Here is a 12,999-nt window from a genome sequence, read left to right on the forward strand (position 1 = left end):
CAATGAAACTAAACAATGTTTTTTTCGGAATTTTTGCAAGTGCCTTATTACTTGCTTCTTGTAGTAATGATGATTCAAATGAAAAGGATAGTCCTTTAGGCGCTTATGATAATGGAGTTATTATCTTGAATGAAGGAAATTTTGGCACACCAAATGCTTCCGTATCTTATATTTCGAATGATTTGACTGTTTTTATGCAGGATGTATTTGGAACTGAAAACAGCGCAAAAGTATTAGGAGACGTAGCACAATCATTAAGCTTTTTTGAAGATAAAGCGTTTATTGTGATGAATAATTCAAATACTGTTGAAGTGGTAAACAGATACACTTTTAAAAGTATCGCAAGTATTACTGAGAATCTTAAAAAACCTCGTTATAGTGTTGCTTTGAATGGTAAATTATATGTTACTAATTCAAGTTCTAAGGCAGTAACGGTTTACGATGCAAAAACATTTGCTTATGTAGAAACTATTGCTATTGGCAAGACTACTGAAAAGATTGTTACCGCTAATGGGAAATTGTATGTGATGAATGGTGCTTATGGTAGCGGAAATGCGGTTACAGTTGTTAATCCGCAAAGTAATAACGCAATGAGTATAATTACTGTGGAGAGCGGAGTAAACTCTATAGAAGAGAAAAACGGGTCTGTCTATGTTTTATGTGGGAATACTACAAAAAGTAGGCTGTTCAAAATTAATACTACTACTGATACAGCAACTTCAATAGAGTCTGCTACATTGACTAAAGCATTAAACATGGATATTGATGGTGATAAAATTTATTACACTAAAGGAACTGGAGTTTACGCTATGGCTTTGAACGCAACTACTTTTAGTGAAACGCCTTTATTTTCAGTAGCTGACAATAGCTGGTCTACTTTATATGGCTTTAATGTTATTGATGGTAAGGTTTATACGGCAGATGCTAATGGATTTACAGCAGCTGGTATTGTTAAAATATCAACTACTACTGGTGCTGAATTGAAAACCGTAGCGGCTGGTATGGGACCAAATAGTTTCTATTCTAACAACTAGATTATACTTACTACTTCCCTATAATGGAAGCGTAACTAAAAGCCCCATTTTTCACTTAGAAGATGGGGCTTTATTATTTTGCTACTAAAAGGTTTAAATTTTATCCAATCAATTTCGATGTTGTACAAGATTTTGATACTTTCGAAAAATAAAATTCCATTCTAGAGTTTTTTCATTTTTAAGTGATTTATTGGTAAAAAGTAATTTTTCACCATTTTATATTGAGCCAAGTTTATTTTTATTCCAAAGCTTTTAAAATGCCTTCAGGTGCTTGTTCTAGATACATTTGGTTTTGTAAGCCATCTAATGATTTTGCGTCTTTAAAATAATTAAACTCTTTTCCGGTTTGTCTGATGATTTTTCCCGTTCCAGTTATTTTATTAATTGCAGTATTCAATAACGGTTCTGAAGGATCGCCAAGAATTCCAAAACTACTGACAGTTTCTTTCTGTAAAAAAGTGGGAGTTAGACCATTAAAATAATCGCCAAAACCCTCTGAATTTACTATCTTTAAAACAATAGGCTGCATAGCATAACGATGATTTGGGTTTCTATTTTCATCACCAAAAGTAGGGGAGTCATATAAGGTTACTGACCCAACATTTTTTCCGGTAGTAACATCACCAATTTGGACCACATTCATATAAGGTTTCAAGCCATTGATCACCAATTCGCTTGCTGAGGCCGAACTTTGTGTGGTAAGGATATAGATTTTAGTTAAATTTAAACTGTTTATCGGCGTAGTTCCTATCTTGTCTGTGAAATTATTTTTTAGGGCTTCTGGATTGTTAGCTTCGAAATAGCTGTTGATTTTTGAATTCCATTGTTGTTTTGCAAAAACTTTCCCAGTGTATTGTCCTGTTATCATGCTGGCTAAACGAGTAGCGGTAAGTACAGATCCTCCACTATTATATCTTAAATCTAGCACTAAATCAGTTACTCCTTGTGATTTTAAATCTCCAAAAGCTTCGTTTAGTTTAGTGTCGAAATCAGCATAAAAACCATTATACATTAAATAAGCAATCTTGTGTGATCCATTGACAATAACTTTATTGATTAAAATTGGATTTTCAGATAAAACAGTTTTTGTTAATGAAACTGACTTTCCGTTGGCTATAACTGTAGTTCCGTTATAATCAGCTAAATTTAAGGTGTAACTGTCTGCAGCTAGTAGCGATTGGTAGTTGCTAACAGTAAGTTGGGTGCCATTTACAGCAGTAAACATGTCACCACGTTTTATTGCTTTGTTTGATGCATCCGAATTTGCGATGATATAACGTACATAACCAAATAGTTCAGTAGTACTTCCGGGTTTGTAGCTTAAACCAAAATCGACTCCGTCATTTTTTGTAGTTCCTTGTAGTGCTCCCTCCAGTTCTAAATAATCATCAACAATCCAGCTAAATCTATCTATTGATTTATCAACCCTCAAGGCATCAAATAAATCCTCAGGAACGGGATATCCTCTCAAGAAAGTGTTCAAGGCATCTTGCGTTGCAAAGCGGTCATCTGATAAATTAGGCACATCAGCTTGCCATAAATAATATTGGTTGAGTCCTTTCCATATAAAGTCCTGAACTTCCAGACTTATAGGTGCGGCAGTGTCATCGTTGTCTTGACAGCCTTGGAAAGAAAAAACTACTAAAAAGAGTAGTATTGCGAATTTATAAGTAGCTTTCATATGTTGAGGATAATTTATATAATAAACGTAAAAATAGTATCTTTAGTTTTATTTCTTTACATTTTATGTAACAAAAATAATACCGCGTCGTCTTGATAGTATAAGCCGGGTTAAAAATGTATTGATTTATGGACCAAATAGAGTTTCTACAGCTTATCGCTCCATTCAAAGACAAGGTCTTTCGATTAGCAAAACGATTGCTTATAAGTACTGAGGAGGCCGAAGATGCAACGCAAGAGATTTTAGGTAAATTATGGAATAAAAATGAAAACTTTCATACTCTAAATAGTGTAGAAGCCTTTGCAATGACCATGACTAGAAACTATTGTCTGGATCAGCTAAAATCAAAGAGAGCTGGAAACATAAAGATTGATCATGATAATTATACAGATCAATCGCCACAGCTGGATAAAATGCTAGAGGACGAAGATAGTATCAGTTGGGTCGAAAGAATTATAAATCAGTTACCTGAACAGCAAAAAATAATAATACAACTGCGCGATATTGAGCAATACGAATTTGATGAAATTGCAAAAATTGTAGAAATGAACGAAACAGCTATTCGAGTGGCGCTTTCAAGAGCGAGAAAAACAGTAAGAGAAAATATGACAAAAATCCACAGTTATGGAATCGAATAAAATTGAACTGCTGCTAAAAAAATACTTTGAGGGAGAAAGTAGTATTGCAGAAGAGAAAGAATTGCAAAAATATTTTGCGTCAGCCGGAGTTGCGAGGCATTTAGAAAAGTATAAATCGATGTTTGGCTATTTTGCTTATGCGGCTGCACAGGATTCGAAGCAAGAAACTAAAGTACCACAACTGTCTCTAAATAAAAAACAAAATAGAGTTTGGTTGTCGATTGCTGCTTCAATTGTTGTACTATTGGGTGCTGGAACTTATGTGTATTTTGACAGGCAAGTTTCAAACCAAGATTTAGGAACTTACGATAGTCCAGAGGCGGCGTTGAAAGAAACGCAAAAGGCATTGGCCATGTTGTCGAAGAATGTAAATGTTGGCATAGAAAGTGTAATAGCCTTGGAGGAATACGAGGACTCAAAAAATTTAATTTTTAAGGAATAATAAATACATAGAAAATGAAAAAAGTTATAATCACATTAGTGTTAGTTTTAGTGTCAAGCCCGTTTTTTGCCCAAGCTGCTTTCGATAAATTCGACGGCCAAGATGGAGTTACCTCTATTATCGTAAACAAAAAAATGTTTGAATTGATGAGTAAGGTAAAAGTGGACGCTTCCGACAAGGAGACGCAGCAATACATGAGCCTGATAAAAAAGCTGGACAACCTAAAAGTTTTTACCACTAGTAGCTCCAGTGCAACTACTGATATGAAGTCGACTGCTGAAAAGTACATTCGAACTGCTGGCTTAGAAGAATTGATGCGTGTTAATGATAATGGCAAAAACATTAAAATTCTAGTAAAATCAGGAACTACCGACAGTCAAATTAGAGAGCTTTTAATGTTTATTGAAGGTGCAAACAAAGCAAATGAAACTGTTTTGATGTCGTTGACTGGGAATTTTGATTTGAATGAAATTTCGATTCTTACAGATAAGATGAGGATACCAGGTGGTGAGGATTTGAAAAGAGCAACCAAAGGCAAAAAATAAAATGAAAACGATTTATAGTATCGCACTTTTTCTAAGTTTGCTGGTTGCTGGATGCAAGTCGGAGCCTACACTGCAGCGCTATTTTGTGGAGAACACAGAAAATAAAGATTTCATTGCTTTAGATGTTTCGCCTAGTATCTTAAATTTAGACAAAGCAAAATTATCTGTCAAGCAAAACGAAGCTTTCGAATCATTTGACAAGATGAATGTTTTAGCCTTTAAGCTGGATGAAACCAACAAAGCGCAATTCGAAATAGAAAGCGCTAAGGTAAATTTGATTTTAAAGGATGCGAAGTACCAGCAATTGATGAAGTATGGTTCTGGTTCAATTGGAGCTTCTGTTAGCTTTGTAGGAACAGACGAGCATATAGATGAGTTTGTATTATTTGCGAATAACAATGACGCTGGATTTGCGGTCATTCGAGTTTTAGGAAAAGATATGAATCCTAATACTGTAATTGCATTAATGTCGGTTTTAAAAGATTCTAATATCGACATGGCGCAATTAAAGCCTTTGCAGGAAATGTTTAAAAAATAAAATTATACACTTTTAATTAGAAGCGTCTCGGCAGTTTGTCGGGACGCTTTTTTTATAGAGCTAAATTGTAGATATTCAGTACAAATGGGATTTTAGAAAATAATTTACTTCATTCCGTTTTATGCGTATTCCTAACATTATCCTCCCTTATTGTTAATCGTGTAATTAATGTGAAAAATCACTAAAAGTGGGTATTGTAAACGAGTTTTAAGAGTCGTTTCTTTGTAAGATAAAAGATACTCTTTTTTAGACTATTAACAGACTTTAAATAAGATTAAAATGATGATTGCTGCCAAATATAGACAAGCTAATAGCGAGCTAATGCGATACGAATATAAAAATGACAGATTGTATTTATTTCTGGGTGTTTTTTTTATGGTAGCGGCCGGCTGCTCAATTGCAATTTTATTATTTATGGGTTTTTTAATTAAACTTGGATTGCATTTTTAGAGGTAGCGTTGGAATAAGAAGCTCGACAGGATTGACTTCGTGTTTTTATGTCTAATTTTTGCTACTCCACAGGTTTTCGTTATGATCCCAAAGCTCCGCTTTGAAAAAACAAATGCTCAAAAAATAATTTCAAGCAAGCTTGATTATTTTTTGAGCATTTGTTTTTATTCGTGACCACGGTGGGATTTGAACCCACACGCCCTTGCGAGCACCAGCCCCTCAAGCTGGCAAGTCTACCGTTTCTCCACGTGGCCTGAAAATAAAAAAGGTCATTCGCCATGGCGAACAACCTTTTAGTGACCCGACTGGGGCTCGAACCCAGGACCCCATCATTAAAAGTGATGTGCTCTACCAACTGAGCTATCGAGTCATTGCATTCAATTTGAAATATTAGGTGTTGATCACTTAATTTGTGACCCGACTGGGGCTCGAACCCAGGACCCCATCATTAAAAGTGATGTGCTCTACCAACTGAGCTATCGAGTCTTGTATTTCATTGCTTGAATGCGGGTGCAAATATAAGGACTTTATTTGATGTTTTCCAAAGTTTTTTGCTTTAAATTTGTCTTTTTTTAACAATAAATTTTAACGTCTTAGTTTACAAGGTTTTATTCTATGAAGAAAATTATATTATTAGGTTATATGGGTTGCGGTAAGTCGACAATCGCCAAAACACTGGCAAAAATCAATGGGCAACCATTTGTCGATTTGGATGTCTATATCGAAAAAAAAGCGGGATTGTCTATAAATGCTATTTTTGAACAGTATGGAGAGATCAAATTTAGAAAGATGGAACATGAGGCATTTGTTGAATTATTAAACGCTCCTGGACAAATGATAATAGGTCTTGGTGGTGGAACTCCATGTTATGCGAATAATCATGAGTTGTTAAAACGGGATGATGTCGTATCTATATATTTGAAAGCGTCAATTGACACCTTATTTAATAGACTGGTCGTTAATAAAAGCAAAAGACCCCTTATCGCCAATAAAAATGAAGAGGAGATGAAGGAGTTTATTGCTGTGCATCTTTTTGAAAGAAGCTACTATTACAATCAGGCGCAACATAAAGTTACAGTAGATGATAAAACTGTCGATCAAACAGTTCTTGACATCCTTGCGATTTTAGCTTAAATAAGCATGGCTAGTACCATTTTCTTCAAATACTACCTGAACATGCTCTAATAAGGATGTAGATAGTGAGATTCCTTTAAAATCTGCTTTTACGGGGTACTTCTTATGATTGCGATCCACTAGAACTGCCGTCTTGAATTTTTTCAAAGGAACGTCAAGGAAATGTCTAATGGCATATATTAAGGTTGTACCCGAATTTAGTACGTCATCTACAAGGATTAATCCCTTGTTTGCATATTCTTCTTTTAGTAGCGAGGTGTGTATTGCTGATTCTGGATTGATTTTGTTGATTTTTACTTCGCACAGCGAAACCTTTAAGTTCGAAATGCTTTGTAGTTCTTTTGCAATTTTTTCTGCAAAAATAAATCCATTGCTGGCAATCCCCGCAAGTACGACCTCGTTTTCATCGACAAAGGTTTCGTAGATTTGGAACGCTATTCTTTTTATTTTGTGTTCAATCTCTTGATTCGTTAAAATGATATTTTTGCTCATTGTTTTTGTTTAAAATTAATTTTTTAAAGAGTTCTAGTTTTAAGACTAGTTGTCTTCCGGTTCGTCAGTTTTGATTTCATTTCCAAATTCGTCAATATCCCTTCTGTCTTTCTTGGTAGGTCTTCCGGTACCATTTTTTCGATAATGCTGCTTTGACAATTTCAATAATTCCAAATGCTGGAAGGATTCTGCAGGCGTATCATTTCTTCGATACATATCTACCAGTTTAGCTCCTACACGGTTTTCGGGAATGTCTAAGACGGTTATGATTTGCGTAATTTGGTCTTTTCTAAAGGTGATTTTATCAGTAGGAAAAACCTCCTTAGATGGTTTTGCAACAAGCCCATTTACAGTGACATGATTTTTTTTACAGGCTTCTGTCACCATATTTCGAGTCTTGTAATATCGAACGCACCATAAATATTTATCTATTCTCATAATAATTCTAAAATCGGAGTTAAATAGTTTACAAAAATCAATCAAAATTGTATCTTGCGCACTTAAAAAATCAGCTATAATGAACAAATTTAAGTTTTATTTTATTTTATCAATTACAACCCTCTCTTTATTTTCATGTTCAAAGAATAATGATAATGCTGAAATTACTCCTCCTAGAGAATATCCAGTACAATATGCCACAGATATTACTGATATTGAAGAATATTTAAACACCTATTATATAACAGTTACTAATAATCCTGGTGCTCCAGATGATCAGGACGTAGTTTTTACTAAGATTCCAGCAGGAGGAACTCAACCATCTATAATGTCTTATAAAGACAAAACAACTTTTCCTAAATTGTTGAGTAGAGATGTAAAGCTTCATGATATTACTTATAAATTATATTACTTAGTGTTGAGAGAAGGAGTAGGAGTTGCACCTTCTAATGTAGATAATGTTTTAGCATCCTATAAAGGTGGTTATTTAGAACAAACGGTAGCAGAAAGTGTAACTACATTAACAAAAACTGAGTTTGAAGAGGTTAAATTCCCACAACAAATGTTAAGTTTATTCAGCGTTATTAGTGGTTGGAGTGAGGTTTTTCCTCAATTTAAAACTGGGACTTATACTACTAAAGACGACGGAACGGTATCGTACAAAGACTTTGGAGCTGGGGTTATGTTTGTTCCTTCTGGATTAGGATATTATGCTTCAGGTAGTGCTGCTATTCCTGCTTATGCACCTTTAATTTTTAGTTTTAAATTATATGAAATAGGTCGTTTAGATCAAGACGGTGATGGGATACCATCTTACCTAGAGGATTTAGATGGAGATGGTTATCTTAGAGTTTTAGCTACTGGAGTGGCGAATCCTGATGATTCAGATGGAGATGGAATTCCTAATTTCCTTGACGTTGATGATGATGGAGATGGTTATGGTACGAGAGGTGAAATTACTAAAGCTGATGGAACAATTATGGCTTTTGATGCTATACCAGGTTGTGATGGTAATTCATCTGATCCTGCACGGATCAAAAAACACTTAGATAAAAGTTGTAACTAATATAAGTGTAAACTGAGCATAAAAAAAATCCCATTCGCCGCGGCGAATGGGATTTTTTTATGGTAGATAAGAAGTGAATTATTTTCTTTTAATAACTCTTTCTACAGCTTCAACAATTGCTTGATTGTTTAATTTGTATTTATCCATTAATTGTTCTGGTGTTCCTGATTCTCCAAAGCTATCATTAACCGCAACAAACTCTTGTGGAGCTGGATTGTTTAATGCTAATACTCTAGATACGCTTTCGCCAAGACCTCCAAGAATATTGTGCTCTTCGGCAGTAACGATACATTTAGTTTTAGTCAATGATTTTAGAATTGCTTCTTCGTCTAGTGGTTTGATCGTATGTATGTTGATTACTTCGGCAGAAATTCCTTTTGCTTCTAATGCTTCAGCAGCGATAAGTGCTTCCCAAACTAAGTGTCCAGTAGCTACGATTGTTACATCTGTTCCTTCGCTTAATAGGATTGCTTTCCCAATTACGAAAGGTTCGTCAGCTGGCATAAAGTTAGGTACAACTGGACGTCCAAAACGCAAGTATGCTGGACCATGATGATCAGCAAGTGCGATTGTCGCTGCTTTTGTTTGATTGTAATCACAAGTATTGATTACAGTCATTCCAGGTAGCATTTTCATTAAACCAATGTCTTCAAGGATTTGGTGAGTTGCTCCATCTTCTCCTAATGTTAATCCCGCGTGTGACGCACAGATTTTTACATTTTTCTCAGAGTAAGCTACTGATTGACGAATTTGGTCATAAACTCTTCCTGTAGAAAAGTTAGCAAAAGTTCCTGTGAAAGGAATTTTACCTCCAATGGTTAATCCCGCTGCAATTCCAATCATGTTTGCTTCAGCAATTCCGATTTGGAAAAAACGCTCTGGATGATTTTTCTTGAAATCGTCAAATTTTAACGAACCAATTAAATCAGCACAAAGTGCCACTACGTTTTCGTTTTTTTGACCTAATTCAGTCATTCCCGCTCCAAAACCTGAACGAGTATCTTTACTTCCTGTATTTGTATATTTTTTCATTTTATGCTGAATTTATTTCAGTATCTTTTTTCTTAATAGTCTAATTCGCCGCCTGCATTATAGTTTTGTGCCAAAGCATCTTCCAGTTGAGCATCGTTAGGTGCTTTTCCGTGCCATGCATGCGTATTCATCATGAAATCTACTCCGTTACCCATTTCAGTATGTAACAATACACAAACTGGTTTTCCTTTTCCTGTTCTAGACTTAGCATCTGTCATTCCAGCAATAATTGCTTCGATGTCATTTCCTGCTTTGATATCAATAACATCCCAATCAAAAGCTTCAAATTTAGCGCGGATGCTTCCCATTGCTAGAACTTCATCAGTAGAACCATCAATTTGTTTTCCGTTTAAGTCAATTGTAGCAATAATGTTGTCTACTTTCTTTGCAGAAGCATACATAATTGCTTCCCAGTTTTGACCTTCTTGTAATTCACCATCACCGTGAAGAGTGTAAACTAAATGATTGTCATTGTTCAATTTTTTAGCTTGAGCAGCTCCAATACCTACAGATAAACCTTGTCCAAGTGAACCAGATGCAATTCTAACTCCTGGTAAATTGTCGTGAGTAGTTGGGTGTCCTTGTAATCGTGAATTGATTAGACGAAAAGTAGCTAATTCTGAAACTGGAAAATAACCGCTTCTTGCTAAAACGCTGTAGAAAACTGGAGAGATATGTCCGTTTGAAAGGAAGAAAAGATCTTCTCCAATGCCGTCCATATCAAAACCTTCTTTGCGGTCCATTAAATTTTGGTATAAGGTTACCATAAATTCAGTACAACCTAGTGATCCTCCTGGATGACCTGAGTTAACAGCATGTACCATTCGAAGGATATCTCTTCTGACTTGGATAGTTAAATCCTTTAATTGTTGTGTGTTAGGCTTCATTTTGTGTGTAAAAGTTAAACTGTCGCAAAGGTAATTTTTATTTTGGCGTAAGACAAATGATTTTTGATTTTGTTCTTAGAGTGATTTATAAGGATAATTACTAGAAATTGAGGCTGTAACAATGTCTTTTTTTGAATTTGTTTTTGCCGTTTTGAATCTTTTTAAGCTTGTTTTTTTTTAAAATGCTACTGTAATTATTATCTTGCGAGTATGTATGAGCAATTAGCAAAAAGTATTGGTGAAAAAGTAGCACTGACTGCAGCGGAGTTTGATTTGTGTAAGACTTTTTTTATTCCAAAAAAAATAAGGAAGAAGCAAACTTTACTATTAGAAGGGGATGTTTGTACCTATAATGCTTTTATCGAAAAAGGGATTTTACGTTCCTACACAACTGATGCTAAAGGAAATGAACACATCATACAGTTTGCTTTTGAAGGCTGGTGGATCACTGATTTATCCAGTTTTTTAATGGGAGAGAATTCTACTTATACGATTGAAGCCATTGAAGATTCGGAACTATTGCTATTAACGGCTGCAGCAAGAGAAGAATTAATGAATGCGCTACCGGTTTTTGAACGCTATCAAAGACTTCTATTAGAAAACGCTTATATTGCTTTGCAAGCAAGAGTAAATTCAGCGTTGACCGCAACTGCCGAAGAGAAATATACCAAACTTACCATTGCCTACCCTGATATTGTAGCGCGTGTACCCCAACACATGATCGCTTCCTACCTCGGTCTTACCCCAGAAACACTAAGCCGAGTGCGAAAACAAATTACTCTTCGAAAATAAAATTGATTTAGATCAATGGCATTTCTTATTCTATCTCAATGGAACTAAGCGGTGTCTTACTATAGTTTTGCAGCAGTAAAAACAAGAGAAATGCAAAACGTAAGAACCATTGCCGTTATTGGAGCCGCTGAGAAAAGAAATTTTACAGTACTCAAAGAATTAGGAGAGCAATATCAACTGCTTTTATTCGATAAAGATCAAGATGCACTTTCAGAAATTCACGAAAGCCTTTTGGCACAAAATCGCCACGGCTATATTGAAAAAATGGATTGTGCTGTAAATGCAAGTTGGGAAGCTGATATTATAATTCTTTCTGGCTTTTGTATAAATGATGCAGCAGCTGTCGAAAAAATAAAGGAAGTTGCTACAGCAAAAATCATCATTGTTTTGGAAAACGAAGAGGAGTTTACTTCATCGATAAACAACCAACTCAGTTTTGATCTTATTTTTCCTCATTCTAAAATAGTCGAAATTATCAATCTCTCTATTGATGAAAATACAGAGAAAGAATTTCTACTAGAAGGTCATAACTCAAAAGCTTTGGATACCGTTTCTGGAATTTTCGAAGGCTGTGGCTTTACGACTTACATATCTCAACTTAATTAATAAATAATAACAATATGAGTAATTCCATTTTATTACGTCCATTTAAACATAACGATACCATTTTTAATAACCGTATGGCAATGGCGCCCATGACCAGAAGCCGTGCCGGTAATGAAGGAAATTTAGCAACAGAACAGATGGCTATTTACTATGCTGACCGCGCTGATGCTGGTTTAATAATTACCGAAGGTACCGTGGTAAGTACAAAAGCAGCCGGTTTTATTAATGTTCCCGGGATTTATAGCGAGGAGCAAACAGAAAGTTGGAAACAAGTGACGCAAGCCGTACATGACAAAGGCGGAAAGATATTTGTTCAACTTTGGCATACTGGGAGATTATCACATCCTGACTTGCACAATGGAGCGTTGCCGCATGCGCCTTCGGCAATTAATCCAGAAGCAAAAGCATTTGTAGCGACTGGTTTTATAGATACAGTGACACCAAAAGAAATGACCGTTGCTGAAATTAAAGCGACAGTCCTAGATTTTAAAAACAGCACTAAAAATGCAGTTGAAGCAGGCTTTGACGGAGTAGAATTGCATGCAGCAAACGGCTATTTGTTTCACCAGTTTTTTAATGGAACTTCAAATATACGAACAGATGAATACGGTGGAAGTATAGAAAACAGAGCCCGAATATTGTTCGAAACATTAGACGCTTTAAACGGAGTTATTGACTATTCTAAAGTTGGAGTTCGTTTAAATCCTTCTATGCACGGAGTACAAGGAATGACAGTAGATCAAGATACAATTCCTACACATGAGTATATCGTGAATCGTTTAAATGACTATGGTTTAGCTTATGTACATTTAACGGAGCCTTTTACTGATGTAAGCGAGGTTCCTTATGCTGTCGCTCAAGTAGCAAAACATTTTAGACCAATATACAAAGGGCTACTAATGATTAATAAAGGATTTACAAAAGAAACTGGAAACCAAGTGCTAACAGATGGAGATGCTGATATGGTAGCTTACGGAGTACCGTTTATAGCTAACCCAGATTTAGTGGAACGCTTTAAACAAGATGCGCCTTTAAACAAAGCTGATCAAAGTACTTTTTACACTTTCACTGCCGAGGGATATAATGACTATCCAAAAATGAATGCCTAATTTTTATCTGAATATTTAATTTGTTCGAAGGTTTAACGACTTTACGGCTGAATGCTACTAATGCAATGCTAGTATTTAATGATTGTCTTTTAAACCTTAATAAAATAGAAAGCCC

Annotated in this window: 15 protein-coding genes and 3 tRNA genes; 10 read left to right on the forward strand and 8 right to left on the reverse strand. The window is 35.4% G+C overall.

All coding sequences use genetic code 11. The features are described from left to right. Positions 1–2 precede the first annotated feature (2 nt). The gene (locus E0F98_RS11510; RefSeq protein WP_132111593.1) at positions 3–1,034 is read left to right on the forward strand and encodes a YncE family protein; all 1,032 of its coding nucleotides are present in this window, start codon (positions 3–5) and stop codon (positions 1,032–1,034) included. 238 nt (positions 1,035–1,272) lie between these two features. Here E0F98_RS11510 and E0F98_RS11515 read toward each other — a convergent pair whose 3' ends face one another. Beyond that, positions 1,273–2,715: a S41 family peptidase gene (locus E0F98_RS11515; RefSeq protein ID WP_132111595.1), complete on the reverse strand. Its 1,443-nt coding sequence runs from the start codon at positions 2,713–2,715 to the stop codon at positions 1,273–1,275. A gap of 128 nt (positions 2,716–2,843) precedes the next feature. Between E0F98_RS11515 and E0F98_RS11520 the strand changes: the two genes are divergently transcribed. From E0F98_RS11520 to E0F98_RS11535, 4 genes are read left to right on the forward strand one after another with little or no spacing between them, the layout of a single operon-like run. Continuing rightward, positions 2,844–3,353 carry an RNA polymerase sigma factor gene (locus E0F98_RS11520; protein ID WP_132111597.1) on the forward strand — a complete coding sequence of 170 codons (510 nt, stop codon included), beginning with the start codon at positions 2,844–2,846 and terminating at the stop codon, positions 3,351–3,353. After that, entirely contained in the window at positions 3,340–3,795 is a 456-nt protein-coding gene (locus E0F98_RS11525) for a hypothetical protein (protein ID WP_132111599.1), read from the forward strand. Before E0F98_RS11520 ends, E0F98_RS11525 begins: the two co-directional genes overlap by 14 nt. 14 nt (positions 3,796–3,809) lie before the next feature. Next, entirely contained in the window at positions 3,810–4,340 is a 531-nt protein-coding gene (locus E0F98_RS11530; RefSeq protein WP_132111601.1) for a DUF4252 domain-containing protein, read from the forward strand. Between the two features lies 1 nt (position 4,341). Continuing rightward, positions 4,342–4,878, forward strand: coding sequence for a DUF4252 domain-containing protein (locus tag E0F98_RS11535; RefSeq protein WP_132111603.1), 537 nt, complete (start codon positions 4,342–4,344; stop codon positions 4,876–4,878). Positions 4,879–5,499: 621 nt separating this feature from the next. Here the strand turns inward: E0F98_RS11535 and E0F98_RS11540 are convergent. From E0F98_RS11540 to E0F98_RS11550, 3 genes are all read right to left on the reverse strand, one after another. Next, positions 5,500–5,582 (reverse strand) — tRNA-Leu (locus tag E0F98_RS11540). A 43-nt stretch (positions 5,583–5,625) separates the two neighbouring features. Next, positions 5,626–5,698: transfer RNA gene (locus E0F98_RS11545), tRNA-Lys, on the reverse strand. Between the two features lie 43 nt (positions 5,699–5,741). Then, positions 5,742–5,814: transfer RNA gene (locus E0F98_RS11550), tRNA-Lys, on the reverse strand. Between the two features lie 129 nt (positions 5,815–5,943). On the opposite strand from E0F98_RS11550, the gene E0F98_RS11555 reads away from it, so the two are divergent. Continuing rightward, on the forward strand, positions 5,944–6,462 hold the full coding sequence (locus E0F98_RS11555; protein ID WP_132111605.1) for a shikimate kinase: 519 nt from the start codon (positions 5,944–5,946) through the stop codon (positions 6,460–6,462). Here the strand turns inward: E0F98_RS11555 and E0F98_RS11560 are convergent. Next, on the reverse strand, positions 6,454–6,954 hold the full coding sequence (locus E0F98_RS11560; RefSeq protein WP_132111607.1) for a phosphoribosyltransferase family protein: 501 nt from the start codon (positions 6,952–6,954) through the stop codon (positions 6,454–6,456). The genes E0F98_RS11555 and E0F98_RS11560 overlap by 9 nt on opposite strands. A gap of 45 nt (positions 6,955–6,999) precedes the next feature. Beyond that, positions 7,000–7,392 (reverse strand): RNA-binding S4 domain-containing protein, encoded by a 393-nt coding sequence (locus tag E0F98_RS11565; protein WP_132111608.1) that lies wholly within the window; start codon positions 7,390–7,392, stop codon positions 7,000–7,002. Positions 7,393–7,471: 79 nt separating this feature from the next. Between E0F98_RS11565 and E0F98_RS11570 the strand changes: the two genes are divergently transcribed. After that, entirely contained in the window at positions 7,472–8,458 is a 987-nt protein-coding gene (locus tag E0F98_RS11570) for an FKBP-type peptidyl-prolyl cis-trans isomerase (RefSeq protein ID WP_132111610.1), read from the forward strand. Between the two features lie 78 nt (positions 8,459–8,536). Here E0F98_RS11570 and E0F98_RS11575 read toward each other — a convergent pair whose 3' ends face one another. Beyond that, positions 8,537–9,490 (reverse strand): transketolase family protein, encoded by a 954-nt coding sequence (locus tag E0F98_RS11575; protein ID WP_132111612.1) that lies wholly within the window; start codon positions 9,488–9,490, stop codon positions 8,537–8,539. Positions 9,491–9,522: 32 nt separating this feature from the next. Further along, positions 9,523–10,377: a transketolase gene (locus E0F98_RS11580; protein ID WP_132111614.1), complete on the reverse strand. Its 855-nt coding sequence runs from the start codon at positions 10,375–10,377 to the stop codon at positions 9,523–9,525. A 210-nt stretch (positions 10,378–10,587) separates the two neighbouring features. Here E0F98_RS11580 and E0F98_RS11585 point away from each other — a divergent pair, with 210 nt between their 5' ends. The 3 genes from E0F98_RS11585 (at position 10,588) to E0F98_RS11595 (ending at position 12,884) form a co-directional block, all read left to right on the forward strand. Beyond that, on the forward strand, positions 10,588–11,169 hold the full coding sequence (locus tag E0F98_RS11585; RefSeq protein ID WP_132111616.1) for a Crp/Fnr family transcriptional regulator: 582 nt from the start codon (positions 10,588–10,590) through the stop codon (positions 11,167–11,169). Positions 11,170–11,259: 90 nt separating this feature from the next. Continuing rightward, complete coding sequence (locus tag E0F98_RS11590) at positions 11,260–11,775, forward strand: hypothetical protein (RefSeq protein ID WP_132111618.1); 516 nt, start codon at positions 11,260–11,262, stop codon at positions 11,773–11,775. Between the two features lie 14 nt (positions 11,776–11,789). Next, positions 11,790–12,884, forward strand: coding sequence for an alkene reductase (locus E0F98_RS11595; RefSeq protein WP_132111620.1), 1,095 nt, complete (start codon positions 11,790–11,792; stop codon positions 12,882–12,884). Positions 12,885–12,999: the final 115 nt, after the last annotated feature.

Origin of the sequence: Flavobacterium hiemivividum, assembly GCF_004349145.1 — a bacterium.
GTDB lineage: Bacteria > Bacteroidota > Bacteroidia > Flavobacteriales > Flavobacteriaceae > Flavobacterium > Flavobacterium hiemivividum.